The following is a 24971-nucleotide window of genomic DNA, read 5'->3' on the forward strand; positions in this document are numbered from 1 at the left end:
CCGCCGCCGGGCCCCTCCCGCTCCCCCGCGCGGGGGATCAGGCCGCGTCCTCGCGGTAGGCCGCCGCTTCCTCCAGGTCCAGTCGGCGGAGCAGGTTCCGGAGCATCTCGTCGTCGATGCGGCGGCGGTCGCGCAGGGTCACGAAGACCTTGCGTTCGGCCGCGATCATCTCCCCCGCCAGACGCCGGTAGACGTCGTCCGCCGATTCGCCGGTGACCGGATTGACCTCGCCCAGCCGCTCCCAGACCGCGTTGCGGCGCCTCTCCATCACCGTGCGCAGCCGCTCCGCCAGTGGCGGCGGCAGCGCGTTCTCCGGCTCGGCCAGCAGCTCCGCCAGCCGGTCCTCCGCCGAGCGCGAGGCCTCGCTCTGGGCCTGGGCCTCCGCCAGGGTCTCCGCCTGCACGTCCCGCTGCGGCAGCCGCAGCAGCCGGATCAGCGGCGGCAGCGTCAGCCCCTGCACCACCAGCGTGCCGATCACCGTCGTGAAGGTCAGGAAGAGGATCAGGTTCCGGTGCGGCACGCTGATCGGCACCGAGAACGCGATCGCCAGCGAGACCACCCCCCGCATCCCGGCCCAGCCGACGATCACCGGCGCCTTCCAGTTGGTGTCCGGTTCCCGCGTCCGGATCCGCTCCGAGAGCCGCGGTACGAAGGTGGCCGGGAACACCCACACGAAGCGGGCCACCACCACCGCCAGGAACACGGCCAGCGCGTACCAGGCCGCGTCCCAGCCCTCGTACTCCGCGACCCCCTTCAGGACCACCGGCAGCTGGAGGCCGATCAGCGCGAAGACCACCGACTCCAGGATGAAGGCGATCATCTTCCACACCGCCTCCTCCTGGAGCCGGGTCGCGAAGTCGACCTGCCAGTTCCGGTGCCCCAGGTACAGCGCGACCACGACCACCGCGAGCACGCCCGAGGCGTGCACCCGCTCGGCCGCCGCGTACGCCACGAACGGGATCATCAGCGACAGCGTGTTCTGCAGCAGCGGCTCGCGCAGCCGCTTGCGCAGGTGGTGGATCGGCACCATCAGCACCAGGCCCACGCCGACACCGCCCACCGAGGCCAGCAGGAACTCCGCGATCCCGCCCGCCCAGCCGGCGCTCACCCCGACCGCCGCGGCCAGTGCCACCTTGTACGCGGTGATCGCGGTGGCGTCGTTCACCAGCGACTCGCCCTGCAAGATGGTCGTGATCCGGTTCGGCAGCCCCAGCTTGCGGGCGATCGCCGTCGCCGCCACCGCGTCGGGCGGGGCGATCACCGCGCCCAGCACCAGCGCCACCGGCAGCGACAGCCCCGGCACCACCAGGTACGCCGCGTACCCGACGGCGACCGTCGCGAAGAGCACGTACCCGACCGACAGCAGCGCCACGGGCCGGATGTTCGCCCGCAGGTCCAGGTACGAGCTGTCCACGGCGGCCGTGTACAGCAGCGGCGGGAGCAGCAGCGGCAGCACGATGTGCGGGTCCAGGGCGTACGAGGGCACGCCCGGGATGTACGAGGCCAGCAATCCGGCGGCGACCAGCAGCAGGGGCGCGGGCAATCGCGTCCAACGGGCGGCCCCGGCAACGATCGCGCTGCCCGCCACCAGCGCCACCAGCGGCAATACCTCCATCGAAGATCCACCCTCGCTCGTCGTGGCTGATCGGCATGTCGTCCTGCGGCGCCCGCACGTCAGTACGCTGGCAATCATGAGCGAGTGCACCCACGTTCCCGAACTGCCGCGCCCCGAGCCCGTCCCGACTGCCCTGACATGCTCCGAATGTCTGGTGCTCGGCAGCCACCCGGTCCAGTTGCGGATGTGCCTGGAGTGCGGGTACGTGGCATGCTGCGATTCCTCCCCGCACCGGCACGCCACCGCGCACCACCAGAGCACCGGCCATCCGGTCATGCGGAGCTTCGAACCGGGCGAGACCTGGCGGTGGTGTTATGTCGACGGTTCGATCGTCTGAGCCGGGGTAGGTCAACCCTCCGCCGGTTCCCCTGATTTGGGCCCGCAGACCCCTAGCCACTGTGCGTACCCAAGGGCATACCATCAGTCACTGGCCGTAGGCGGGGGTGCCTGGAACAGGCCCCATGAGGGGTGCCGCGACACGATCGCCCGGATCGCGATAGCGTCACCGGCGAACAGAGCTCGTACCACCTTGGAGGTGAGGGTGTCCCAGATCGCAGGCGAGCCCGGGACCCAGGACTTCGTGGAAGTCCGGCTGCCCGCTGCGGGTGCCTACCTGTCTGTGCTGCGAACGGCCACGGCCGGCCTCGCGGCACGTTTGGACTTCACCCTCGACGAGATCGAGGACCTCCGCATCGCGGTGGACGAGGCCTGCGCGATCCTGCTTCAACAGGCCGTGCCGGGCTCCGTCCTCAGCTGCGTGTTCCGGTTGGTCGACGACTCGCTGGAGGTGACGGTCTCCGCACCGACCACGGACGGGCGTGCGCCCGAGCGCGACACGTTCGCCTGGACCGTCCTGTCGGCGCTGGCCGGCAAGGTCGAGTCCACGGTCGAGGAGGACCGGACGGTGAGCATCAGCCTCTACAAACAGCGCGGCGCGGGTCCAGGCCCGGCGTGAGCGGCGGGGAGATCCCGGTGCGGGGCGGGGATCGGCCCCGGGTACGGCATGAGGTCGACGGCGGCATCCCGGAGCAGCAGCACGCCCGGCCGCACCCGGCTGACGCGGATGCGGAAGACGGCTTTTTGGACTCGGCGGAGCGACGGGCGGGCCCTATGAGCAAGAACCAGCACGAAGAACCACACGTCTCACAGCCACCCGGGGCCGCTGCCACGGCCCCGGACACGGAACCGGAACCGGTAGGGGCGCGGGCGGAGGCGGAGCCGCCGCTGCTGCCGGTGCCTCCCGTGCTGCCCGATCCGCGCGACCGCAGCGGCGCGCGGGCCCTGTTCATCGAGCTGCGGGCGCTGCCCGACGGCTCGGTGGAGAAGGCGGAGCTGCGCAACCGGCTCGTGCGGATGCACCTGCCGCTGGTCGAGCACCTCGCCCGGCGGTTCCGCAACCGTGGTGAGCCGCTGGACGACCTGACCCAGGTCGCCACCATCGGCCTGATCAAGTCGGTGGACCGGTTCGACCCGGACCGCGGGGTCGAATTCTCCACGTACGCGACGCCCACCGTGGTCGGCGAGATCAAGCGGCACTTCCGCGACAAGGGCTGGGCCGTGCGCGTGCCGCGGCGCCTCCAGGAGCTGCGGCTGTCGCTGACCACGGCCACGGCGGAGCTGTCCCAGCAGCACGGCCGCTCCCCCACCGTCCACGAGCTCGCGGAACGGCTCGGGATCTCCGAGGAGGAGGTGCTGGAGGGGCTGGAATCGGCCAATGCCTACAGCACGCTCTCGCTGGACGTCCCGGACACCGACGACGAGTCGCCGGCGGTGGCGGACACCCTGGGCGCGGAGGACGAGGCGCTGGAGGGCGTCGAGTACCGCGAGTCGCTCAAGCCGCTCCTGGAGGGACTGCCCCCGCGGGAGAAGCGGATCCTGCTGCTGCGGTTCTTCGGCAACATGACCCAGTCGCAGATCGCGCAGGAGGTCGGCATCTCCCAGATGCACGTCTCCCGCCTGCTGGCCCGCACCCTGGCCCAGCTGCGCGAGAAGCTCCTCGTCGAGGAGTAGAGGGGTTCGGAGTACGGAGTACGGGCTATCGGGTCTGCTCGCCGGGCCCGATTCCCAGCGCCTCGGTCGCCGTCGGGTTCACCAGCAGGGCCACGACGGCCACCGCGGCCACGGCCAGCGCCACGGCGGCGGCGACCATCGCGCCGCCCGTGGAATACAGGGTCCAGGCCACCGGCAGTGCCATCAGCTGGGTGATCAGCGCGGGCCCCCGGCTCCAGCGGCGGCCCAGCCGCAGTCCGCGGGCCGCGATCAGCGGCAGCGCGGCGAGCACCAGCAGGGTGACCCCGCCGGTCTCGGCCTGCTGCGGGGAGTCGGGGTCGCCGGCGATGCCCACGAAGAGCATGTACGCGCCGAGGCCGGCCAGCGCCAGGCCCTCCAGGGCGGTCAGCGCGGCGGCGGCGGTGAGCCGTCCGGGCAGCGGGGCGGACGGCTGGGCCGGGGCGGGGGTGGGCTTCGTACTCACCCCAGCAGGGTAGCCGCGCCCCCGCGGACCCGTAGGTGACGGGCAGTATGGGCGGCATCCGTACGGGTCGGTAGGCTGGCGGTCATGCGTGCACTTCTCGTGGCCAACCCAGCAGCAACGACCACCAGTGCGCGCACGCGCGACGTCCTCACCCACGCCCTGGCCAGCGAGATGAAGCTGGAGGCGGTGACCACCGAGTACCGCGGGCACGCCCGGGACCTGGGCCGCAGGGCGGCCGAGCACGGCATCGACCTCGTCGTGGCGCTCGGCGGCGACGGCACGGTCAACGAGGTGGTCAACGGACTGCTGCACAACGGGCCCGATCCGGAGCGGCTGCCGCGGCTGGCCGTGGTCCCGGGCGGCTCGACCAATGTGTTCGCCCGCGCGCTCGGGCTGCCCAACGACGCGGTCGAGGCGACCGGCGCCCTGCTCGACGCGCTGCGGGAGCAGCGCGAGCGGACGGTGGGCCTGGGGCTGGCGGCCGGCACGCCGGGCACGGAGGACGAGTCGGTTCCGGCGCGCTGGTTCACGTTCTGCGCGGGCTTCGGCTTCGACGCGGGGGTGGTGGGCCGGGTCGAGCAGCAGCGGGAACGCGGCAAGCGTTCGACGCACGCCCTGTATGTACGACAGCTGATGCGCCAGTTCTGGGACGAGCCGAACCGGCGCCACGGCGCGGTGACGCTGGAGCGTCCCGGCGCGGATCCCGTCACGGACCTGGTGCTGTCGATAGTCTGCAACACCTCGCCGTGGACGTATCTGGGGAATCGTCCGATTTACGCGTCCCCGGAGGCGTCGTTCGATACTGCGCTTGACGTATTGGCACTCAACCGTTTGTCAACTCCGACCGTCGCCCGCTACGCGACACAGCTCCTGACCTCGACTCCTGAGCGCGGTCCGCGCGGCAAGCATGCGGTGTCTCTGCACGATCTGACGGACTTCACCTTGCATTCGAAGGTTCCACTTCCGTTCCAGATGGACGGAGACCACCTCGGTCTGCGCACCAGCGTTCGGTTCACAGGCGTACGCCGTGCACTGCGTGTGATTGTGTGAGTGGAAGGGCCTAAAGTCCTTTCACTCGAACGTTTACACGCCGGTCCACCCTCACGATGTAGGGCTGTGACCTAGTAGACACCGACGAATCAAAAAAAACTTTCCGGAAGGGGTTGTATCCCCGTCCGAGGTTTGCGAATCTCTTCATGGCGATCGGGACAGCCCGCAGCACCCGGCACCCACACAGACCGCCAGAACCCCTCCACGAGTCCCTGACTGACCTTCCAGGAAACTGGGCGGTCGCCCTTCCCTCACGGGGGGATTCGTGAAAGCGTTCACATTCACAAGCAACCTGCCCGCAATACAAGGAGATGGAGCAGCCATGGACTGGCGTCACAACGCCGTTTGCCGCGAGGAAGACCCGGAACTCTTCTTCCCCATCGGCAACACCGGTCCTGCGCTGCTGCAGATCGAGGAAGCCAAGGCCGTCTGCCGCCGCTGCCCCGTCATGGAGCAGTGCCTGCAGTGGGCGCTCGAGTCCGGTCAGGACTCCGGCGTCTGGGGCGGTCTCAGCGAGGACGAGCGCCGCGCGATGAAGCGCCGCGCCGCTCGCAATCGGGCGCGCAACGCCACCGCCTGACATCGACTTTCGAGCCTCGAGCCGCAGCGCGTAGCAACACCACACCAGCGCTCAGCAACGTGCTCTTGAGCCCCGGACCGAGAAGTTTTCGGTCCGGGGCTCAGTGCTGTCCGGGATGCGCCCCGCAGGTTCCGTCACACTGAGTGACCGAACGATCGTTACTTCTGCGGGCTGGCCGGGATGTCGAGGACGACCTTGGTACCGCGCGGTTCGGCCCGGAGCATGTCGAACGTGCCGCCGAGCTCCCCCTCGACCAGGGTCCGGACGATCTGGAGTCCGAGGTTCCCCGCGCGCTGCGGATCGAAGCCCTCGGGCAGACCCGAGCCGTCGTCGAGCACGGTGATCAGCAGCCGGCCGTCCGCGCGGCCGGAGCCGGTGCGGGTCGCGGACACCTCGACCCGGCCGCCCTCCCCCTGGGTGAAGGCGTGCTCCAGGGCGTTCTGGAGGATCTCGGTCAGCACCATCGACAGCGGCGTGGCGACCTCCGCGTCCAGGATCCCGAACCGGCCGGTGCGCCGGCACTCCACCTTGCCCGGCGAGATCTCCGCGACCATCGCGATCACGCGGTCGGCGATCTCGTCGAACTCGACGCGCTCGTCCAGGTTCTGAGAGAGCGTCTCGTGCACGATCGCGATCGAACCGACCCGCCGCACGGCCTCGTTCAGGGCCTCGCGGCCGCCCTCGGAATCCATCCGGCGGGCCTGCAGCCGCAGGAGGGCGGCCACGGTCTGGAGGTTGTTCTTCACCCGGTGGTGGATCTCCCGGATGGTCGCGTCCTTGGTGATCAATTCGCGTTCGCGACGGCGCAGTTCCGTCACGTCCCGGCACAGGACGAGGGAGCCGATCCGGACGCCCTTGGGCTTGAGCGGGATGGCGCGCAGCTGGATGACCCCGCCGTTGCCCTCGACCTCGGTCTCGCGGGGGGCCCAGCCGCTGGCGAGCTTGACGATCGCCTCGTCCACGGGGCCGCGGGTGGGGGCGAGTTCGGAGGTGGTGGTGCCCAGGTGCTGGCCGACGAGGTCGGCGGCGAGGCCGAGCCGGTGGTACGCGGACAGCGCGTTCGGGGAGGCGTACGTGACGACGCCGTCGGCGTCGAGCCGCATCAGGCCGTCCCCGGCGCGCGGGGAGGCGTCCATGTCGACCTGCTGGCCGGGGAACGGGAAGGAGCCGGCCGCGATCATCTGGGCGAGGTCGGAGGCGGACTGGAGGTAGGTGAGCTCCAGCCGGCTCGGTGTACGCACAGTGAGCAGGTTGGTGTTCCGGGCGATCACTCCGAGTACCCGGCCCTCGCGGCGCACCGGGATGGACTCGACGCGGACGGGTACCTCCTCGCGCCACTCCGGGTCTCCCTCGCGCACGATCCGGCCCTCGTCGAGCGCGGCGTCGAGCAGCGGGCGCCGGCCGCGCGGGACCAGGTGGCCGACCATGTCGTCCTGGTACGAGGTGGGGCCGGTGTTGGGGCGCATCTGTGCGACCGAGACGTACCGGGTGCCGTCGAGGGTGGGGACCCACAGGACGAGGTCGGCGAAGGAGAGGTCGGAGAGCAGCTGCCACTCCGAGACCAGCAGGTGGAGCCACTCCAGGTCGGTTTCACTGAGAGCGGTGTGCTGGCGTACGAGGTCGTTCATGGAGGGCACGGGCCGAGCGTACCCCGGGTATGGGCCATGACTTTCCCCACGGCGACTACTCAGGAGTATCCAGGAGGCACTTGGGCCGCGTACTGTTGGATGAAGTGACGGGATCCTGGAGCCCGCCATTGGATGGACAGAACAGATTGGTCTAGTCCACAATTGCCTTATGCTTCCGCCCTCCCCGCACAGGAGGACGGATCGAGGTAAGCCGCGCGCTCTGCCCTGACCGCGCAGGCACCTCCCACCGGCCGCCGGGAACCGCACACCCGCCGGCCGTAAGTACTCCGGGCTACGGTGCCGGACGGGTTGAGGGTCCCGACCCGGCACCGTGGCCCAGAGGAATCAGATACGCGGAATCAGATGCGCGGAATCCGATGCTCGGAGTGCGCTGCGCGGGGCGCGCTTGCCGCGACCGCCCGTTCCCGCGGGTCGGCGCTACCGCGGCCAGGCCTCCATCGCCAGTTCCGCCACCGCTTCCAGTTCTTCCCGGCTCGCGCCGTCGCGCGACTGCTGGGACATCCCGATGAGCACCGCCAGCGCGTAGCGGGCCAGTGCCTGCGCGTCCGTACCGGCGGGCAGTGCGCCGGTGGCGACGTCGGCCCGGATCCTGCGCTCGAACGCCTCCAGGTTGGCCTCGCGGCGCTCGCGCAGGGCCTGGGCCACTTCCTGCGAGGTGGTGTTGACGGCGGCGCTGATCACCAGGCAGCCCGGCGGGTGGGCCGGGTCGGTGTAGATCTCGGCGGCCTCGCGCAGGACGCGGTGCAGGCCGGCCCGGGCGGTGGGCTCCTCGGCCAGGGCCGCGCGCGCGAAGTCGGTGTACCGGCCGCCGTAGACCGCCACGACCTCGTCGAAGAGCTTGCGCTTGTCGCCGAAGGCGGCGTACAGGCTGGGCGCGCCGATGCCGAGCGAGGCGGTCAGGTCGGAGATCGAGGTCGCTTCGTAGCCGCGCTCCCAGAAGGCCAGCATGGCCTTGTCGAGGGCGGCGTCGCGGTCGAAGGAGCGCGGCCTGCCGCGTTGTCCGGTCACCATGCGCAGATTCTATAGCGGCCGTTACGGAATCTGGTACGGTCCCTTTCTGTAGCGATCATTAGCGAATCCTGAAGGGGGGCGCGTCATGGGCGTGCTCAAGGGGAAGACGGCACTGGTCACGGGCGGCAGCCGGGGGATCGGTCGGGCGGTGGCGCAGCGGCTGGCCCGGGACGGGGCGCTGGTCGCCGTCCACTACGGACGCAACGCGGCGGCGGCGCGGGAGACGGTCGCGGCCATCGAGACGGCGGGCGGGCGGGCGTTCGCGATCGGGGCCGAACTCGGGGTGCCGGGCGACGCGCAGGCGCTGTGGTCCGCGTACGCGGACCACCCGCTGCACACCGACGCGGTCGACATCCTGGTGAACAACGCGGGCGCCGCCGCCTTCGCCGGCCTCGCGGACACCGACGAGGAGACCTACGACCGGGTCCACGCGCTCAACGCGAAGGCACCGTTCTTCGTGATCAAGCACGGGCTGGCGCGGCTCCGGGACGGGGGCCGGATCGTGAACGTGACCGGCACCCCGGAGATCGCCCTGCCGGCGATCCTGGCCACGATCACGGCCAAGGGCGCGGTGAACGCGCTGACCCGCTCGCTCGCCGCCGAACTGGCCCCGCGCGGGATCACGGTGAACTCGGTGGGCCCCGGCATCACGGACACCGACCTCAGCGCCGGCTGGCTGGCGGACCCCGCGGCGCGGGCGCACGCGGCCTCCCGCTCCGTCTTCGGGCGGGTGGGCACGGCGGAGGAGGTCGCCGACGTGGTGGCGTTCCTGGCCTCGGCGGACGCCCGCTGGGTGACGGGCCAGCACCTGGACGCGACGGGCGGCCTCCAGCTGTCGCTGCTGTGAGGCGCGCCCCGTAGCGGGTCTGCGTGATCGCGGCCGGGGTCCGGGGGAATCCGGACCCGGGCCGACCGGGCTGCACGTCGCGGCGGGGAGGCCGACGATGGGAGTGGACGGAAGCGAACGGGAGTGTGCGCGGACCGGCCGGAGGCGGCCCGCCTCTGCTAGATTGGTCTATACCACACCGTCACACTCCAGATCGGCAGGCCCCGCGTGGAAGTTGTCATCGTCCCGGACGCCAAGGCAGGCGGCGAGCTCATCGCGGAGGCCATGGCCGCCCTGGTCCGGCGCAAGCCCGACGCCCTGCTCGGCGTGGCGACCGGCTCCACGCCGCTGCCGATCTACGAGGCCCTGGCCGCGAAGGTCAAGGCCGGTGCGGTCGACGCCTCCAAGGCGCGGATCTGCCAGCTCGACGAGTACGTCGGCCTGCCGGCCGGGCACCCGGAGTCCTACCGCGCGGTCGTGCTGCGCGAGGTCGTGGAGCCGCTGGGCCTGTCGGAGGCCTCGTTCATGGGGCCGGACGGCTCCGCCGAGGACATCGTGGCCGCGTGCGAGGCGTACGACCGCGCGCTGGCCGGGGCGGGCGGGGTGGACCTCCAGCTGCTCGGCATCGGCACGGACGGGCACATCGGCTTCAACGAGCCGTGCTCCTCGCTGGCGTCGCGCACCCGGATCAAGACGCTGACGGAGCAGACGCGGGTCGACAACGCCCGGTTCTTCGACGACGACATAGACCAGGTCCCGCACCACGTCATCACCCAGGGCATCGGCACCATCCTCGACGCCCGCCACCTGGTGCTGCTCGCGACCGGCGAGGGCAAGGCGGAGGCCGTCGCGCAGACCGTCGAGGGCCCGCTGTCGGCGCTGGTCCCCGCCTCCGCGCTGCAGCTGCACCGGCACGCGACGGTCGTCGTGGACGAGGCGGCGGCGTCGAAGCTGAAGCTCGCGGACTACTTCCGGCACACGTACGCCAACAAGCCCGCGTGGCAGGGGCTTTAGGCGGCACCTTCCCACGCGTACGAAGGGCCGGGCTCCCCCGAGGGGGCCCGGCCCTTGCGCGTCCGTACGGCTGCCGGGGCCCCCACAGACCCCGCGAACCGCACGGAGCCCGTACGGGCCCGGGTGTGCCCGTGCCCCGGGACGGGGTGTCCTGGGGCACGGGATGGGGCGGACCGGGAGCTCCGGGGCTGGTCAGGCCCCGGCGATCAGCTCCGCCGCCGCCCTGCCGCAGACCCGCGAGGCACCGTGCGTCGCGATGTACAGCGCCCCGCGGGGCTCGGCCCGCGGTACGCCCATCTCGACCACGACGGTCTCCGGGCGGGCCTCGACCAGCGCCTCCAGAGCCGCGGCCATCCACGGGTGCCGGTGCGCGTCGCGGACCACCAGCACGATGGTGCGCTCCCCCGCCGCCGCGAGCACGTCGGCGGCCGTGGCCCCCTCGGGGAACACCCCCGACGCGGTTCCCGGGAGCAGCGCGGCCAGTTCCGCGGCCACGCCCCACGGGGTCTCGTCACCCACCGCGATGTTCGCGACGGGTGCGAGCGTGGCGACGTACGGGGGGTTCGCCACCGGCGCCGCGGCGCCCGTCACGGTCACCGCGCGGCGGGCCGCCGCCAGGCCAATGCCGGGCGCGCTCCCCTCCTGCGGCGCGCCCGGCGCGGCGGCGGCCCGGGCCTGCCGGGTCCATGAGGCCAGCGCCCGTACCCGGGCGGCCGCGTCGGCGAGCCGCTCCGCCGGGAGCGCGCCCTCCCGTACGGCCGCGACCAGGGCGTCGCGCAGCCGGAGCACGGTGGCCTCGTCGGCGAGCCCGCCGCCGACGCAGATCGCGTCGGCTCCGGCCGCGATGGCGAGGACCGAGCCGCGCTCGATGCCGTACGTACCGGCGATGGCGTTCATCTCCATGCCGTCGGTGACGATCAGGCCCTCGTAGCCGAGCTCCTTGCGCAGCAGGCCGGTCAGGATCTGCGGGCTGAGCGTGGCCGGGCGGGTCGGGTCCAGGGCGGGCACCAGGATGTGGGCGCTCATCACGGCCTTGGTGCCGGCCGCGATGGCCGCCTTGAACGGGACCAGTTCGCGGACCACCAGCGTGTCCAGGTCCACGTCGATGCGCGGCAGCGCGTGGTGCGAGTCGACGTTGGTGTCGCCGTGCCCCGGGAAGTGCTTGGTGCACGCGGCGACGCCGGCGGCCTGGAGGCCCTCGACGTACGCGGCGGTGTGCCGGGCGGCGAGGTGGGTGTCGGCGCCGAAGGACCGGACGCCGATGACCGGGTTGTCCGGGTTGGAGTTGACGTCGGCGGACGGCGCCCAGTTGAGGTTGACCCCGCACTCGGCGAGGCGGCGGCCCAGCTCGCGGGCGACGTCCCGGGTGAGGCCGGTGTCGTCGACGGCGCCGAGGGCCAGGTTGCCGGGGAAGGACGAACCGCCCCGAACCTCCAGGCGGGTCACGTCGCCGCCCTCCTCGTCGATGGCGACGAGGACGTCGTCGCGTTCGGCGCGCAGCTGCGCCGTGAGCGCGGCGAGCTGCCCGGGCGAGGTGATGTTGCGGCCGAACAGGCCGACGGCGGTCAGCCCTTCGCCCACCTGGCGGAGCAGCCACGCGGGGGCGGTGGTGCCTTCGAAGCCGGGCTGGAGGACCGCGAGGGCGTCGCGGGTCAGGGTGTCGGCGCCGTGCGCAAGGACGGTCATGGTGGCGTTATCCCTTCACCGCGCCGGCGGTCATGCCGCCGACGGCCTTGCGCTGGAGGAAGACGAAGATCACCAGGACCGGGACCGCGAACAGCGAGGACGCGGCCATGGTGGCGCCCCAGTCGTTGCCGAAGGCGGTCTGGAACTGGGTCAGCCACAGGGGCAGGGTCTGGGCGGTCTTGTCCTTGTTGAGGATCAGGACCATCGCGAACTCGTTCCAGGCGGTGATGAAGCCGAAGAGCGAGGTGGACATCAGACCGGGGGCGAGCAGCGGGAAGATCACCTTGCGGAAGGCCTGGCCGCGGGTGCAGCCGTCGATCTGGGCGGCCTCCTCCAGCGTCACCGGGACGGCGGCGATGAAGCCGCGCAGGGTCCAGATGGTGAAGGGCAGGACCATCACGAAGTAGATCGCGGTCAGCAGCGGGAGGCTGTTCAGCATGTCGGCGTCGCGGGCGATCATGTACATCGCGATGACCATGACCTCCCAGGGGGCCATCTGCGCCATCATCACGCCGAGTACGAGGCCCTTGCGGCCCTTGAACTTCATACGGGCGATGGCGAAGCTCGCGGCGAGGGCCACGACCAGGGCCAGGGCGACGGCGCCGACGGTGACGAGCAGGCTGTTCGTCACGTACGTCCAGAACAGCTCGACGCCGGTGGCCTTGGTGAAGTTGTCCAGCGTCGGGGTGAAGACGAAGACGGGATCCTTGGAAAGGATCTGCCCGGACGGCTTGAGGGCCGAGGAGAACATCCAGTAGACCGGGAAGACGAAGACCACGGCCACGACGAGCGCGCCCAGGTTCTTCGCCACCGTTGCGGGGCGCAGCGGGCGGCGCTTGCGCAGCTGCTGCGCGGGCTTCGGGGCGGTGGTGGTGCTCACTGCTCCTCCTCCTGCTTCAGGATCAGGCGGAAGTAGAAGGACATGACGATCACGAGCATCACGATCGTCAGGACGGAGATCGCTGCCGCGAGCGCGTAGTGGCCCTGGCTCTGGCCCTCGACGAAGGCGAAGACGGGCAGGGTCTCGGAGGCGCGGTCGGGGCCGCCGCGGTTCATCGCGTACACCTGGGTGAAGGCCTTGAAGACCCAGATCACTTCGAGGAACGTGGTGACGGTGAAGAACGGCTTGAGGTTCGGGAAGACGACCTGCCAGAACGTCTGCCAGCCGTTCGCGCCGTCCATCCGCGCGGCCTCGTACAGCTCGCCGCTGACGGTGGTCAGGCCGGCGTACATGTTGAGGGCGACGAAGGGGACGGAGCCCCAGACCACCAGGACCGTGACGATCACCAGGGTGGAGAAGCCGGACTCGAACCAGTTGTGCTGCTCGTAGCCGGAGAAGCCGAGCGTGCGCATGACCCAGTTCATGACGCCGAACTGCTCGTCGAACAGCCACTGGAAGACGGTGACGGACGCGACGATCGGCATGGCCCAGGCCATCACCAGCGCCATCGACAGGACCAGGCGCATCCATGTGCCGAGGCGGTTCAGCAGGATCCCGACGAGGCTGCCGATCAGCATGATCAGCGCCACGTTGGCCGCGGTGAAGGCGAAGGTGCGCACGACGACGGTCCAGAAGTGCGCGTCGCCCAGCAGCTGGGTGTAGTTCTCGACCCCGTTGAAGGGTGCCTTCCGCTGGATGAACTCGATCTTGTCGACCTTCTGGAACGACAGGATCACGTTCTTGGCCAGCGGGTACAGCAGCAGCGTGGCCAGGCTGAGGACCGCGGGCCCGATCAGGAGGTACGGCAGCCAGCCCGCGGGAAGCGGCTTTCTGCCCCGGCGCGGAGCCGACGGACCGGCCCCCTTGGTGGCGGGCGGCGTCTGCTGGCCACCGGCGGACTTCGGTGGTGCGTCCTGTGGAGCGGTCACCGCTCCCTGGGAGTGCACGGTCATGTCTTGGTTACCTCGGCTGCGGTCGGGCGTCGCACAGGTCGGTCAATGCGCGACCGGGGGTGCGGCGGGCGCGTGGGCGCCGGCCGCACCCCCGGTGCTACGTGCTACTTGTTGATGCGGCTCGCGATTTCCTTGTCCGCGTCCGCACCCGCCTTGGCGGCGTCCTCACCCTTCAGGACCTTGGTCATGAACTCCTTGAGCGGGTTGGGCTCGGTCTCGACGTTCGCCCAGCCCGGGGTGACCGGGGTGATGCGGCCGTTGACGCCGCCCTTGCCCATGGCCTCGGCGAAGGAACCCGCGGCGGGGGTGAAGTTCGCGGCGGCCTGGTTCGGGAGCAGCGCGCCCTTGGTCTCGGCGGCGTACTTCGTCATCTGGTCCTTGCCGGCGGCCAGCGCCAGCCACTCCTTGGCGAGCTCCTTGTTCTTGGAGCGCTCGGCGACGGCGAGGTTCGAGCCGCCGAGGAAGACGGTGCCGGGCTTGTCGGCGGTCTTGCCCGGGATCGGGAAGTAGCCGAAGTCGGCTTCCTTGCCCGCTTCCTTCAGGGCCTTCTCCGCACCGCCGGCCTCCCAGCCGAGACCGATCCAGGAGGCGACGCCGCCCTTGGGAACGACGTCGGTGGACTGCTGCGGGGTGGCCTCGTCCTTGTCCTTGGGGGCGGTGGAGTACGCCTGGAGCTTCTTGTAGAACTCCATCGCGGACGCGGCCTGGGGGGTGCCGAGGCCGCCCTTCCACTTGTCGCCGTCCTTGACGGCGAGTTCGCCGCCCTCGTCCCAGATGAAGCCGGCGAGGACGTACCAGCTCTGGCCGGGGAGGTAGATGGGCTGCGAGGCGGGGTCGGCGGCCTTCAGCTTGTCGAGGCCGGCGATCCACTCGTCGCGGGTGGTCGGCGGGGTGACGCCGGCCTTGGCGAAGGCCTTCTTGTCGTACACGACGACGCGGTTGGCCGCGTACCAGGGGGCGGAGTAGAGCTTGCCGTCGTACTCGGCCGAGGCGAGCATGCTCTTCTGCCAGGCGTCGGAGCCGAGCTTGGCCTTGTCCTTGGTGAGGTCGGCGAGGCCGCCGGTGACCGCGTAGCCGGCGGTCTGGGTGTTGCCGAGCTCGAGGACGTCCGGCGGGGTGTTCTCGGAGAGGGCGGTGGTGACCTTCTCCTGGATGCCCTTCCACTGCTGCTCTTCGACCTTTACCGTGACACCCGGGTGCTTGGCCGAGAACTCGGCGTTGACGGCGTCGATCCAAGCCTTCGGGGCGGAGCCGTCCATCACCCAGACGGTGATCTCCTTGGCGCCGCCGGCGTCGGTCTTGCCCTTGTCGTCGCCGTCGTTGCCACCGCACGCCGCGAGGCCGATCACCATGCCCGCGACTCCGACCGCCGCGATGAGCTTGCGCTTCACGCCACCCTCCTCAGGGATGCTCTGCACTTCCCTCGCCCGCCGCGGTGACGTACCAAGTACTGCCCGTGGGGCCGGGATCTGATCCATATTGGTTTAGACCAGTAACCGGAGCTTGGCCTAGACCTTTAGGGGTGTCAAGGGTCTAATGAGCGGGTGATCGGTCCGTTACCGGACCGACACCTGGGGGAGGGAGGAGGCCTGTCCTCCCACCCGTGTCACGATGTGACCGCACATATCGGAGGAGCCGGTGACGGCAGCGAAACTGGAGTCGGGAAGGCGGGCGGCGATGTCCACCGAAGGGGCGACCACCGAGCCGGAAGGCGGGGCGGCCACTCGCACGGCGCGGGTGCCCAAGTACTACCGACTCAAGCGGCACTTGCTCGACATGACCGAGACGCTGCCCCCGGGCACGCCGGTGCCGCCGGAGCGCACGCTCGCGGCCGAATTCGACACCTCCCGGACCACCGTGCGCCAGGCTCTCCAGGAGCTCGTCGTCGAGGGCCGGCTGGAGCGCATCCAGGGCAAAGGCACTTTCGTCGCGAAACCGAAGGTCTCCCAGCCGCTCCAACTGTCCTCGTACACGGAGGACATGCGGGCCCAGGGCCTGGAGCCCACCTCCCAACTCCTCGACATCGGCTACGTGACGGCCGACGACACCCTGGCCGGACTCCTCAAGATCGCCACGGGCGGCCGGGTGCTGCGCATCGAGCGGCTGCGCCTCGCGAGCGGTGAGCCGATGGCCATCGAGACCACCCACCTCTCGGCCAAGCGCTTCCCGGCGCTGCGCCGGTCGCTGGCCAAGTACACCTCCCTCTACACGGCCCTGGCCGAGGTGTACGACGTACGGCTCGCGGAGGCCGAGGAGACGATCGAGACCTCCCTGGCCACCCCGCGCGAGGCGGGCCTGCTGGGCACCGACGTCGGCCTGCCGATGCTGATGCTCTCCCGCCACTCGCTCGACGCCGACGGCGAACCCGTGGAGTGGGTGCGCTCGGTGTACCGCGGCGATCGTTACAAGTTCGTGGCGCGACTCCAGCGCCCCGCCGTCTGATTCGTAGTTGACTCTCGTTCCGCTATACGGACGGGGGCTTACGTTCACCGGGCGGGCCCCCGTAGATTCCCTGCGCTTACGCAGATGATCAACGAGGGGACGAGGATCATGCCGGAACCGGAAGCAACAGGTACAGAACGGAACGCGGCGAGTCCGGGCACGGCGGCGGACTCGCCCTCCGCACCAGGGACCTCGGGAGGCATGAACCCGAAGTCCGTCGCCGCCTGGGTGCTCGTCGCCCTCGTCGGGGCCCTCGGCTGGGGCATCCTCGCCCTCTCCCGCGGCGAGGAGATCTCGGCCGCCTGGCTGCTCGCCGCCGCGCTGGGCTCGTACGCCATCGGCTACCGCTTCTACGCGCGCTTCATCGCCGACCGGGTCCTGAAGACCGACAAGACGCGGGCCACCCCCGCCGAACGCCTTGACAACGGTGTCGACTTCCACCCGACCGACCGCCGCGTGCTGTTCGGCCACCACTTCGCCGCCGTCGCCGGCGCCGGCCCGCTGGTCGGCCCCGTGCTCGCCGCGCAGATGGGCTATCTGCCGGGCACCATCTGGATCGTCGCCGGCGTCATCTTCGCGGGCGCCGTCCAGGACATGGTCACCCTCTTCTTCTCCACCCGCCGCGACGGGCGCTCGCTCGGCCAGATGGCCCGGGACGAGATCGGCCCCGTCGGCGGAGCCGCCGCGCTGGTCGCCGTGTTCGCCATCATGATCATCCTGCTGGCCGTGCTCGCCCTGGTCATCGTCAACGCGCTGGCACACTCCCCCTGGGGCGTCTTCTCCATCGGCATGACCATCCCGATCGCCCTCTTCATGGGCTTCTACCTGCGCGTGCTGCGCCCGGGCCGGGTCACCGAGATCTCCGTCATCGGCGTCGCGCTGCTGCTGCTCGCCATCGTCGCGGGCGGCTGGGTCGCCGACTCCTCGCTGGCGAGCACCTTCACGCTGGAGAAGGAGACGCTGGTCCTCTGGATGGTGGCGTACGGGTTCATCGCCTCGGTGCTGCCGGTGTGGATGCTCCTCGCGCCCCGCGACTACCTCTCCACCTTCATGAAGGTGGGCACCATCGCGCTGCTCGCCGTGGGCGTGGTCGTGGCGATGCCGACGCTGAAGATGCCCGCGGTCACCGATTTCGCCGCCCGCGGGGACGGCCCGGTGTTCGCCGGATCGATGTTCCCGTTCGTCTTCATCACCATCGCCTGCGGGGCCCTGTCCGGCTTCCACGCGCTGGTCTCCTCGGGCACCACACCGAAGATGATCCAGAAGGAGACCCAGGTCCGGGTCATCGGCTACGGCGCGATGCTGACCGAGTCCTTCGTCGCCGTCATGGCGATCATCGCGGCCTGCATCATCGAGCCCGGCCTGTTCTTCGCGGTCAACTCCCCCGCCGGCGTCATCGGCACCACGGTCGAGACCGCCTCGCAGGCCGTGACGAACTTCGGCTTCGCGATCTCGCCCGAGTTCCTCGCGCAGGCCGCGAAGGACGTGGAGGAGGCCAGCCTGCTGTCCCGTACGGGCGGTGCGCCGACGTTCGCACTCGGAATGTCGGAGATCTTCTCGTCCGTGGTCGGCGGCGCCGGGATGAAGGCGTTCTGGTACCACTTCGCGATCATGTTCGAGGCGCTGTTCATCCTGACCACCCTCGACGCGGGCACCCGGGTCGGCCGGTTCATGCTCCAGGACACCCTGGGCAACGTGCACAAGTCCTTCAAGGACGTCAGCTGGAAGCCGGGCGTGTGGCTGGCGAGCGCGGTCGTCGTGGGCGGCTGGGGCTACTTCCTGTGGGTCGGCATCAAGGACCCGCTGGGCGGTATCAACCAGCTGTTCCCGCTGTTCGGGATCGCGAACCAGCTGCTCGCCGCGGTGGCCCTGGCCGTCTGCACCACGCTGCTGGTCAAGTCCGGGCGGCTCAAGTGGGCCTGGGTGACCGGGGTCCCGCTGGCCTGGGACGTGGCCGTCACGCTGACCGCGAGCTGGCAGAAGGTGTTCTCCGACGACGTGAAGGTCGGCTTCTTCGCGCAGCGCGACAAGTACCAGAGCGGGATCGACGCCGGGAAGGTCCTGCCGCCCGCCAAGAACATGGGCGAGATGCACACGATCGTCACGAACGCGACGGTCGACGGCGTGCTGTCGGCGCTCTTCGCGGTCCTGATCGTCATCGTGCTGCTGGACGCTGCGCGGACCTGCCTCAAGGCCGTCGCGAACCCGGAGGCGGTCAGGCTGTCCGAGGTCCCGTGGACCGAGTCGAAGATCATCGCTCCGGCCGGGCTCATCGCGACGCCCGAGGAGCGGGCGGAGCTCGCCGACGCCGGCCTGGACTCGGGCGGCGGCCGGGTGAAGGAGCCGGTGGCGTGAGCGGGGTCCGCGCGGCGCTGGCGAAGGCGCGGTTCTTCGTACGGGAGTTCTCGGGCGAGGCGGCATACGACCGCTACGTGGCCCACGCCCGTACGCACGACCCGGACGCGCAGGTCATGACCCGCCGCGCCTTCGAACGCGCCCGTACGGACTCGCGCGAGGCGGATCCCCGCGAGGGCTTCCGCTGCTGCTGAGTCCCTGACTCACCCGAGGGCCCCGCCGACCAGGCGGGGCCCTCGCGCGTTCTCAGCGCACCCAGTCCCTCACGGTCATGCCTCGCTCGCCTTTCTCGACGGTGCTGTCCCCGACGATAGCGCCGGGCACCGACACCCGTCCGGCACACTCGACCGCATGGACATCGTGATCAGGGAAGCGCTGGCGGCGGAGTACGGGACGCTCGGGGAGATCACCGCGCAGGCCTATCTCGGGGACGGGCTGCTCACCTTCGGCGAGGACGATCCGTACCTCGTACGGCTGCGCGACGTGGCCGGGCGGGCGGCCGACGGGGTGATACTCGTCGCCGCGACGGTTGAGGGCCGGCTCCTCGGCGGTGTGGCCTTCGCCGCGCCCGGGAGCCCGCTGTGCGACATCGCCGGAGCGGGCGAGGCCGAGTTCCGGATGCTGGCCGTCGCCCGGGAGGGCCGCGGGCGGGGCGCCGGGGAGGCGTTGGTGCGGGCCTGCGTCGACCGCGCCCGGGCCATCGAGGGCGTACGGCGCCTCGTGCTGTCCACCACGGACGAGATGACCGGCGCCCACCGGATCTACGAACGGCTCGGATTCGTGCGCACGCCCGAGCGCGACTGGGAGCCCGTACCCGGACTCCCTCTGCTCACGTACGGTCTCGAACTGTAGCCACGCCGACACAACATCTAGGGGGTCGCGCATGACGCGGCCCCCACATGTATGCTCATCCTCGCTGTCGTCGCAGGGGAATCCGGTGCGAATCCGGAACTGTCCCGCAACGGTATGAAGTACACCCATTGGTGTCACCGCAAGTCCGATGACCTGCCGACAGTGCGCCCGGCTCGACCGAACCGGGTGTCGATACGTCCGGGCCTCGCGGTTGGGCCGGTGGACGCCGCGCGGTGCTGCCTCGTCATGCCCGCGCGCGCCCGCTCGAACCCGCACCGCAGGTGTCCCGGAGCCGAGCGAGGGAGAGCTCCCCCCGTGACCATCGCGCCTTCCGCACCGCGCGCCGAGTCCGACCCGTCCGACACCGGAATCGAGACCGGGGGACCTGGGGCCGCACTGCTGCGTACCCTCACCGAGCTGACGGCCGACCTCCCCGACACCGACCCGGGCCGGGTCGCCGCCGCCGCGCTCCGCGGGCGCAGCGCCGCCGCCGACGAGGCCGAGCTGCGCGGGCTGGCCACGGAGGCCGCCGCCGGTCTGATCTCCGAGGACCCGGCGTACTCCCGGCTCGCCGCCCGGCTGCTGACGCTGGCCGTCGCCGAGGAAGCCGCCGGCCAGGGGGCCACCTCCTTCTCCGCCTCCGTCGCGGTCGGTCACCGCGAGGGCCTGATCGCGGACCGCACCGCCGAGTTCGTGGCGCTGCACGCGAGCCGTCTGGACGCGCTGGTCGAGCACACGCTCGCCGAGGGCGCCGACGACCGCTTCGGCTTCTTCGGCCTGCGCACCCTGCACAGCCGCTACCTGCTGCGCCACCCGATCACCCGCCAGGTCATCGAGACCCCGCAGCACTTCATGCTGCGCGTGGCCTGCGGCCTCGCCGAGAACGACACGGTCCAGGCCGTCGAGGAAGTGGCCTCGCTCTACCGGCTGATGAGCCGCCTCGACTACCTGCCGTCCTCCCCCACGCTCTTCAACTCCGGCACGCGGCACCCGCAGATGTCCTCCTGCTACCTGCTGGACTCCCCGCTGGACGAGCTCGACTCGATCTACGACCGCTACCACCAGGTCGCGCGCCTGTCGAAGCACGCCGGCGGCATCGGCCTCTCGTACTCGCGCATCCGCGCCCGCGGTTCCCTGATCCGCGGCACGAACGGCCACTCCAACGGCATCGTGCCGTTCCTGAAGACCCTCGACGCCTCCGTCGCCGCCGTGAACCAGGGCGGCCGCCGCAAGGGCGCCGCAGCCGTGTACCTGGAGACCTGGCACGCGGACATCGAGGAGTTCCTGGAGCTCCGCGACAACACCGGCGAGGACCAGCGCCGTACGCACAACCTGAACCTGGCGCACTGGGTGCCGGACGAGTTCATGCGCCGCGTCAACGCGGACGCCGACTGGTCGCTGTTCTCCCCGGCCGACGTGCCCGAGCTGGTCGACCTGTGGGGCGACGACTTCGACGCCGCCTACCGCAAGGCCGAGGCGGCGGGCCTCGCCCGCAAGACCATGCCCGCCCGCGACCTGTACGGCCGGATGATGCGCACCCTCGCGCAGACCGGCCAGGGCTGGATGACGTTCAAGGACGCCTCCAACCGCACGGCGAACCAGACCGCCGAGCCGGGCACGGTCGTCCACTCCTCCAACCTCTGCACCGAGATCATCGAGGTCACCAACGACGGCGAGACCGCCGTCTGCAACCTCGGCTCGGTCAACATGGGCGCGTTCGTCATCGACACGGCGAACGGTCGCGAGATCGACTGGGAGCGCCTGGACGAGACCGTCCGCACGGCGGTCACCTTCCTCGACCGCGTCGTGGACATCAACTTCTACCCGACCGAGCAGGCGGGCCGCTCCAACTCCCGCTGGCGGCCGGTGGGCCTGGGCGCGATGGGCCTCCAGGACGTCTTCTTCAAGATGAAGATGCCCTTCGACTCCCCCGAGGCGAAGGCCCTGTCCACCAAGCTCTCCGAGCGCATCATGCTCGCCGCGTACGAGGCCTCCTGCGACCTCGCCGAGCGCAGCGGCCCCCTCCCGGCCTGGGAGCAGACCCGCACCGCCCGCGGCGTCCTGCACCCCGACCACTTCGACGTGGAGCTGAACTGGCCCGAGCGCTGGGACGCCCTGCGCGCCCGGATCGCGAAGTCCGGCATGCGCAACTCCCTGCTCCTCGCCATCGCCCCGACGGCGACGATCGCCTCGATCGCCGGCGTGTACGAGTGCATCGAGCCGCAGGTCTCCAACCTCTTCAAGCGCGAGACCCTGAGCGGTGAGTTCCTCCAGGTCAACGCCTACCTGGTGGAGGAGCTGAAGAAGCTCGGCGTGTGGGACGCACAGACCCGTGAGGCACTGCGCGAGTCCAGCGGCTCCGTCCAGGGCTTCGGCTGGATCCCGGCCGAGGTGCGCGAGCTGTACCGCACGGCGTGGGAGATCCCGCAGCGCGGTCTGATCGACATGGCGGCGGCCCGTACGCCGTTCCTCGACCAGGCGCAGTCGCTGAACCTGTTCCTGGAGACGCCCACCATCGGCAAGCTGTCGTCGATGTACGCGTACGCCTGGAAGCAGGGCCTGAAGACCACGTACTACCTGCGGTCACGCCCGGCGACGAAGATCGCCCGCGCCGCGCAGGCGGCCGCCCCCGTCGCGCTGCCCCAGGCGGTCGCCGACGCCGAGGCGCTGGCCTGCTCCCTTGAGAACCCCGAGTCCTGCGAGGCCTGCCAGTAATGAGCTCCACCGACAAGAACCTCCTGGACCCGGGCTTCGAGCTCACGCTCCGCCCCATGCGCTACCCGGACTTCTACGAGCGCTACCGGGACGCGATCAAGAACACCTGGACCGTCGAGGAGGTCGACCTCCACTCGGACGTCGCCGACCTGGCGAAGCTGACGCCTGCCGAGCAGCACATGATCGGCCGCCTGGTCGCGTTCTTCGCGACGGGCGACTCGATCGTCTCGAACAACCTGGTGCTGACGCTCTACAAGCACATCAACTCCCCGGAGGCGCGCCTGTACCTGTCGCGCCAGCTGTTCGAGGAGGCCGTGCACGTCCAGTTCTACCTGACGCTGCTCGACACCTACCTGCCCGACCCGGACGACCGCGCGGCCGCCTTCGACGCCGTCGAGGAGATCCCGTCGATCCGCGAGAAGGCGCAGTTCTGCTTCAAGTGGATGGACTCGGTCGAGAAGATCGACCGGCTGGAGACGCAGGCCGACCGCCGTCGCTTCCTGCTGAACCTGATCTGCTTCGCGGCCTGCATCGAGGGCCTGTTCTTCTACGGCGCCTTCGCGTACGTGTACTGGTTCCGCTCGCGCGGCCTGCTGCACGGCCTCGCCACCGGCACCAACTGGGTGTTCCGCGACGAGACCATGCACATGAACTTCGCGTTCGAGGTCGTGGACACGGTCCGCAAGGAGGAGCCGGAGCTCTTCGACGACGCCCTCCAGCAGCAGGTCACCGACATGCTGAAGGAGGCCGTGGAGGCGGAGCTCCAGTTCGGCCGCGACCTGTGCGGTGACGGCCTGCCGGGCATGAACACCGAGTCGATGCGCGAGTACCTGGAGTGCGTCGCGGACCAGCGCCTGGTCCGCCTCGGCTTCCCGCCGGTGTACGGCTCGCAGAACCCGTTCTCCTTCATGGAGCTGCAGGGCGTCCAGGAGCTGACGAACTTCTTCGAGCGCCGCCCGTCGGCCTACCAGGTCGCCGTCGAGGGCACGGTCGACCTGGACGAGGACTTCTGAGCCGGAAGGCCAACGGCAACGGGAAGGGCCCCGCACCGGATCTCCGGTGCGGGGCCCTTCCCGTTGCCTGCGACTACGCGTTCGGGACGGTCTCGTAGCGCGGGGTGCCCTCTTCCATCTGGCGGAGGGCGTCCTTGCGGTCCCGCTTCGAGAGGCGGTCGATGTACAGGTACCCGTACAGGTGGTCCGTCTCGTGCTGGAGGCAGCGCGCGAAGTAGCCCGTGCCGCGCACCTTGATCGGGTTGCCCTGCGCGTCCTGGCCGGTCACCTCGGCGTAGTCCGGGCGGGCCAGCGAGGCGTACGCGGTCGGCACCGACAGGCAGCCCTCGTTGGAGTCGTCGAGCACGCGGGAACCGGCCGGCAGCTCCACCAGCTTCGGGTTGACCACGACACCGGTGTGGCGCGCGCCGTCGTCGTCCGGGCAGTCGTAGACGAAGACCTTGGCGTCCACGCCGATCTGGTTCGCGGCCAGGCCCACGCCCTCGGCGGCCTTCTGGCTGGCGAACATGTCGTCGATCAGCTGCGCCAGTTCGTCGCCGAACTCGGTGACGTCCTTGCACTCACGGTGCAGGACGGGGTTGCCGACCACCGTGATCGGGCGGGCGGTGCCGCGCTCGCGGTGGGCGAGCTCGCGCGCCTCACAGTCCTCGGTGTCCACGACGTACCCGTCGTTGACGATCTCGACGACCTCGTTCTCCTGCTGCGCCATGTCCGCCGTACGCCTTCCGTAAGTCCACCCGTTCACAATGTGCCGGTACAGCCTACGGTGCCGGGTCAGCAGACCTCTTCGAGATCCCGCCATTCACGGGTGTCCGGGCTGTCCGCGACCCAGCCGTCGAGCAGTCCGCGCACCAGGCCGGCCGGCGCCGCGATCCCGCACTCGCGCTCCGGCACCCACAGCGGGCCGGAGCCGTTCGTACGGTGGCCCAGCGGTCCGGGGTGCCCCGGTTCGCTGTGGTCGTGCGGGTCCAGCTGCTCCCCGTCGCCCTCGCCGCTCGGCATCACGCTCTCCGAGCAGGTCCGGCACAGCAATCGCACCGACGACGACCAGTCCTCGGCGGCGAAGCCCGCGTCCGAGGCCAGCTGCTCCAGCGCGTCACGGTCCTCCTCGGTGGCCGCCTCCAGCAGCACCACCCAGGTCGGCACCGGCGAGGGCGCCCAGAGCTCGATCTCGTCGAAGACCGGGTACGAGGGGCCGGCCGCGGTGACCCGCTCGCCGTGCGGGACCCCGTCGTGCAGGACGACCTCGCCCCAGCGCCGCCCCGAGGAGGGCAGCGGGATCGACAGGACCTCCATGCGGGCCGGGTCCAGCCGGCGGCCCCAGACCACCTCGGCCTCCCCCTCGGGGGACAACCGGACGGCGGCGCTGCCGAGCTCCATGCCGACCGGTTCGCCGCTGCCCTTCGCGGGGTGGGTGCCCGAGCCGTGCGGGTCCCCGGGCACCTTCAGCCCGTACGCCTGCCAGGCCCGGCGGGCCAGCGGCCAGTCCTGCAGCGCGGTCGCGGCGATCCCGACGTTCCACCAGTCCGGGGCGCCGGTCTCGCGGTCCAGCAGGGCCACGGCGCGCAGTCCGGCGGCCCGCGCCTGCTCCCAGTCGTGCCGGAACTTGTGCAGCAGGGCGAGGTTGAACCAGGACTCGGACAGCCAGGGCTCCAGGTCCGCGGCTCTGGTCAGCAGCGCACCCGCGTCCTCGTACCGCCCGTCGCCGATCAGCGTGAACGCGCGGTCGGTGGCCTGCCGCCACGAGGCGGAGGGCCGATGCCGTACCTTCCCGAAGATCCTCACGATTCCCGCCTG

General features: G+C 70.7%; 23 protein-coding genes and 1 riboswitch. Of the genes, 13 read left to right on the forward strand and 10 right to left on the reverse strand.

Annotation, left to right across the window (positions count from 1 at the left end; translation table 11 throughout):
* Positions 1–37 precede the first annotated feature (37 nt).
* A complete protein-coding gene (locus ADK52_RS23395; RefSeq protein ID WP_053691804.1) occupies positions 38–1615 on the reverse strand; it encodes a Na+/H+ antiporter in 1578 nt (525 codons plus the stop codon).
* 76 nt (positions 1616–1691) lie between these two features.
* Here ADK52_RS23395 and ADK52_RS23400 point away from each other — a divergent pair, with 76 nt between their 5' ends.
* From ADK52_RS23400 to ADK52_RS23410, 3 genes are all read left to right on the forward strand, one after another.
* Entirely contained in the window at positions 1692–1952 is a 261-nt protein-coding gene (locus ADK52_RS23400; RefSeq protein WP_053691843.1) for a UBP-type zinc finger domain-containing protein, read from the forward strand.
* Positions 1953–2156: 204 nt separating this feature from the next.
* Positions 2157–2570 (forward strand): anti-sigma regulatory factor, encoded by a 414-nt coding sequence (locus ADK52_RS23405; RefSeq protein ID WP_030153599.1) that lies wholly within the window; start codon positions 2157–2159, stop codon positions 2568–2570.
* Positions 2567–3625, forward strand: a complete 1059-nt coding sequence (locus ADK52_RS23410; protein ID WP_053691805.1) for an RNA polymerase sigma factor SigF — start codon at positions 2567–2569, stop codon at positions 3623–3625. Before ADK52_RS23405 ends, ADK52_RS23410 begins: the two co-directional genes overlap by 4 nt.
* Before the next feature lie 25 nt (positions 3626–3650).
* On the opposite strand, the gene ADK52_RS23415 is transcribed toward ADK52_RS23410, so the two are convergent.
* On the reverse strand, positions 3651–4088 hold the full coding sequence (locus ADK52_RS23415) for a hypothetical protein (RefSeq protein WP_053691806.1): 438 nt from the start codon (positions 4086–4088) through the stop codon (positions 3651–3653).
* A gap of 84 nt (positions 4089–4172) precedes the next feature.
* On the opposite strand from ADK52_RS23415, the gene ADK52_RS23420 reads away from it, so the two are divergent.
* Both ADK52_RS23420 and ADK52_RS23425 read left to right on the forward strand, forming a co-directional pair.
* Positions 4173–5138: a diacylglycerol/lipid kinase family protein gene (locus tag ADK52_RS23420; protein ID WP_053691807.1), complete on the forward strand. Its 966-nt coding sequence runs from the start codon at positions 4173–4175 to the stop codon at positions 5136–5138.
* A 322-nt stretch (positions 5139–5460) separates the two neighbouring features.
* Complete coding sequence (locus tag ADK52_RS23425) at positions 5461–5718, forward strand: WhiB family transcriptional regulator (protein WP_004937597.1); 258 nt, start codon at positions 5461–5463, stop codon at positions 5716–5718.
* Positions 5719–5876: 158 nt separating this feature from the next.
* On the opposite strand, the gene ADK52_RS23430 is transcribed toward ADK52_RS23425, so the two are convergent.
* Together ADK52_RS23430 and ADK52_RS23435 are read right to left on the reverse strand one after the other, a co-directional pair.
* On the reverse strand, positions 5877–7346 hold the full coding sequence (locus tag ADK52_RS23430) for a sensor histidine kinase (RefSeq protein ID WP_053691844.1): 1470 nt from the start codon (positions 7344–7346) through the stop codon (positions 5877–5879).
* Positions 7347–7784: 438 nt separating this feature from the next.
* On the reverse strand, positions 7785–8378 hold the full coding sequence (locus ADK52_RS23435) for a TetR/AcrR family transcriptional regulator (protein ID WP_053691808.1): 594 nt from the start codon (positions 8376–8378) through the stop codon (positions 7785–7787).
* An 85-nt stretch (positions 8379–8463) separates the two neighbouring features.
* Here ADK52_RS23435 and ADK52_RS23440 point away from each other — a divergent pair, with 85 nt between their 5' ends.
* Together ADK52_RS23440 and nagB are read left to right on the forward strand one after the other, a co-directional pair.
* Complete coding sequence (locus ADK52_RS23440) at positions 8464–9225, forward strand: SDR family oxidoreductase (RefSeq protein ID WP_053691809.1); 762 nt, start codon at positions 8464–8466, stop codon at positions 9223–9225.
* 207 nt (positions 9226–9432) lie between these two features.
* On the forward strand, positions 9433–10218 hold the full coding sequence (nagB, locus tag ADK52_RS23445) for a glucosamine-6-phosphate deaminase (RefSeq protein WP_053691810.1): 786 nt from the start codon (positions 9433–9435) through the stop codon (positions 10216–10218).
* 192 nt (positions 10219–10410) lie between these two features.
* Here the strand turns inward: nagB and ADK52_RS23450 are convergent, their stop codons facing one another.
* From ADK52_RS23450 to ADK52_RS23465, 4 genes are all read right to left on the reverse strand, one after another.
* Complete coding sequence (locus ADK52_RS23450) at positions 10411–11904, reverse strand: glycoside hydrolase family 3 protein (protein WP_053691811.1); 1494 nt, start codon at positions 11902–11904, stop codon at positions 10411–10413.
* Between the two features lie 7 nt (positions 11905–11911).
* Positions 11912–12730, reverse strand: coding sequence for a carbohydrate ABC transporter permease (locus ADK52_RS23455; RefSeq protein ID WP_053691845.1), 819 nt, complete (start codon positions 12728–12730; stop codon positions 11912–11914).
* A 50-nt stretch (positions 12731–12780) separates the two neighbouring features.
* Positions 12781–13797, reverse strand: a complete 1017-nt coding sequence (locus tag ADK52_RS23460) for a carbohydrate ABC transporter permease (protein WP_053691812.1) — start codon at positions 13795–13797, stop codon at positions 12781–12783.
* Positions 13798–13901: 104 nt separating this feature from the next.
* On the reverse strand, positions 13902–15188 hold the full coding sequence (locus ADK52_RS23465; protein ID WP_053691813.1) for an extracellular solute-binding protein: 1287 nt from the start codon (positions 15186–15188) through the stop codon (positions 13902–13904).
* A gap of 286 nt (positions 15189–15474) precedes the next feature.
* Between ADK52_RS23465 and ADK52_RS23470 the strand changes: the two genes are divergently transcribed.
* The 6 genes from ADK52_RS23470 (at position 15475) to ADK52_RS23495 (ending at position 23174) form a co-directional block, all read left to right on the forward strand.
* Positions 15475–16239, forward strand: coding sequence for a GntR family transcriptional regulator (locus ADK52_RS23470; RefSeq protein WP_030153577.1), 765 nt, complete (start codon positions 15475–15477; stop codon positions 16237–16239).
* A 201-nt stretch (positions 16240–16440) separates the two neighbouring features.
* Positions 16441–18594 (forward strand): carbon starvation CstA family protein, encoded by a 2154-nt coding sequence (locus tag ADK52_RS23475; RefSeq protein WP_053691814.1) that lies wholly within the window; start codon positions 16441–16443, stop codon positions 18592–18594.
* The gene (locus ADK52_RS23480) at positions 18591–18788 is read left to right on the forward strand and encodes a YbdD/YjiX family protein (RefSeq protein ID WP_053691815.1); all 198 of its coding nucleotides are present in this window, start codon (positions 18591–18593) and stop codon (positions 18786–18788) included. Before ADK52_RS23475 ends, ADK52_RS23480 begins: the two co-directional genes overlap by 4 nt.
* Before the next feature lie 157 nt (positions 18789–18945).
* Positions 18946–19446 carry a GNAT family N-acetyltransferase gene (locus tag ADK52_RS23485; protein WP_053691816.1) on the forward strand — a complete coding sequence of 167 codons (501 nt, stop codon included), beginning with the start codon at positions 18946–18948 and terminating at the stop codon, positions 19444–19446.
* A gap of 76 nt (positions 19447–19522) precedes the next feature.
* A riboswitch (cobalamin riboswitch) is annotated at positions 19523–19600 on the forward strand.
* Positions 19601–19761: 161 nt separating this feature from the next.
* Positions 19762–22161, forward strand: coding sequence for a ribonucleoside-diphosphate reductase subunit alpha (locus ADK52_RS23490; protein WP_053691817.1), 2400 nt, complete (start codon positions 19762–19764; stop codon positions 22159–22161).
* Positions 22161–23174, forward strand: a complete 1014-nt coding sequence (locus ADK52_RS23495; protein WP_053691818.1) for a ribonucleotide-diphosphate reductase subunit beta — start codon at positions 22161–22163, stop codon at positions 23172–23174. Before ADK52_RS23490 ends, ADK52_RS23495 begins: the two co-directional genes overlap by 1 nt.
* A gap of 73 nt (positions 23175–23247) precedes the next feature.
* Here ADK52_RS23495 and def read toward each other — a convergent pair whose 3' ends face one another.
* Together def and ADK52_RS23505 are read right to left on the reverse strand one after the other, a co-directional pair.
* Complete coding sequence (gene def / locus ADK52_RS23500; protein WP_053691819.1) at positions 23248–23883, reverse strand: peptide deformylase; 636 nt, start codon at positions 23881–23883, stop codon at positions 23248–23250.
* 65 nt (positions 23884–23948) lie between these two features.
* Positions 23949–24959: a tetratricopeptide repeat protein gene (locus ADK52_RS23505; protein WP_053691846.1), complete on the reverse strand. Its 1011-nt coding sequence runs from the start codon at positions 24957–24959 to the stop codon at positions 23949–23951.
* Positions 24960–24971 lie beyond the last annotated feature (12 nt).

The sequence above is a fragment of the Streptomyces sp. WM6372 genome, assembly GCF_001279655.1.
In the GTDB taxonomy this organism is placed as follows: Bacteria; Actinomycetota; Actinomycetes; order Streptomycetales; family Streptomycetaceae; genus Streptomyces.

What these genes read in the sequence shown, in the direction of transcription:
- ADK52_RS23395 (WP_053691804.1), bottom strand. Translation starts at nt 1,615, where the DNA reads ATGGAGGTATTGCCGCTGGTGGCGCTGGTGGCGGGCAGCGCGATCGTT.
- ADK52_RS23400 (WP_053691843.1), top strand. Translation starts at nt 1,692, where the DNA reads ATGAGCGAGTGCACCCACGTTCCCGAACTGCCGCGCCCCGAGCCCGTC.
- ADK52_RS23420 (WP_053691807.1), top strand. Translation starts at nt 4,173, where the DNA reads ATGCGTGCACTTCTCGTGGCCAACCCAGCAGCAACGACCACCAGTGCG.
- ADK52_RS23425 (WP_004937597.1), top strand. Translation starts at nt 5,461, where the DNA reads ATGGACTGGCGTCACAACGCCGTTTGCCGCGAGGAAGACCCGGAACTC.
- ADK52_RS23430 (WP_053691844.1), bottom strand. Translation starts at nt 7,346, where the DNA reads ATGAACGACCTCGTACGCCAGCACACCGCTCTCAGTGAAACCGACCTG.
- ADK52_RS23435 (WP_053691808.1), bottom strand. Translation starts at nt 8,378, where the DNA reads ATGGTGACCGGACAACGCGGCAGGCCGCGCTCCTTCGACCGCGACGCC.
- ADK52_RS23440 (WP_053691809.1), top strand. Translation starts at nt 8,464, where the DNA reads ATGGGCGTGCTCAAGGGGAAGACGGCACTGGTCACGGGCGGCAGCCGG.
- ADK52_RS23450 (WP_053691811.1), bottom strand. Translation starts at nt 11,904, where the DNA reads ATGACCGTCCTTGCGCACGGCGCCGACACCCTGACCCGCGACGCCCTC.
- ADK52_RS23460 (WP_053691812.1), bottom strand. Translation starts at nt 13,797, where the DNA reads ATGACCGTGCACTCCCAGGGAGCGGTGACCGCTCCACAGGACGCACCA.
- ADK52_RS23470 (WP_030153577.1), top strand. Translation starts at nt 15,475, where the DNA reads ATGTCCACCGAAGGGGCGACCACCGAGCCGGAAGGCGGGGCGGCCACT.
- ADK52_RS23475 (WP_053691814.1), top strand. Translation starts at nt 16,441, where the DNA reads ATGAACCCGAAGTCCGTCGCCGCCTGGGTGCTCGTCGCCCTCGTCGGG.
- ADK52_RS23485 (WP_053691816.1), top strand. Translation starts at nt 18,946, where the DNA reads ATGGACATCGTGATCAGGGAAGCGCTGGCGGCGGAGTACGGGACGCTC.
- ADK52_RS23495 (WP_053691818.1), top strand. Translation starts at nt 22,161, where the DNA reads ATGAGCTCCACCGACAAGAACCTCCTGGACCCGGGCTTCGAGCTCACG.
- def (WP_053691819.1), bottom strand. Translation starts at nt 23,883, where the DNA reads ATGGCGCAGCAGGAGAACGAGGTCGTCGAGATCGTCAACGACGGGTAC.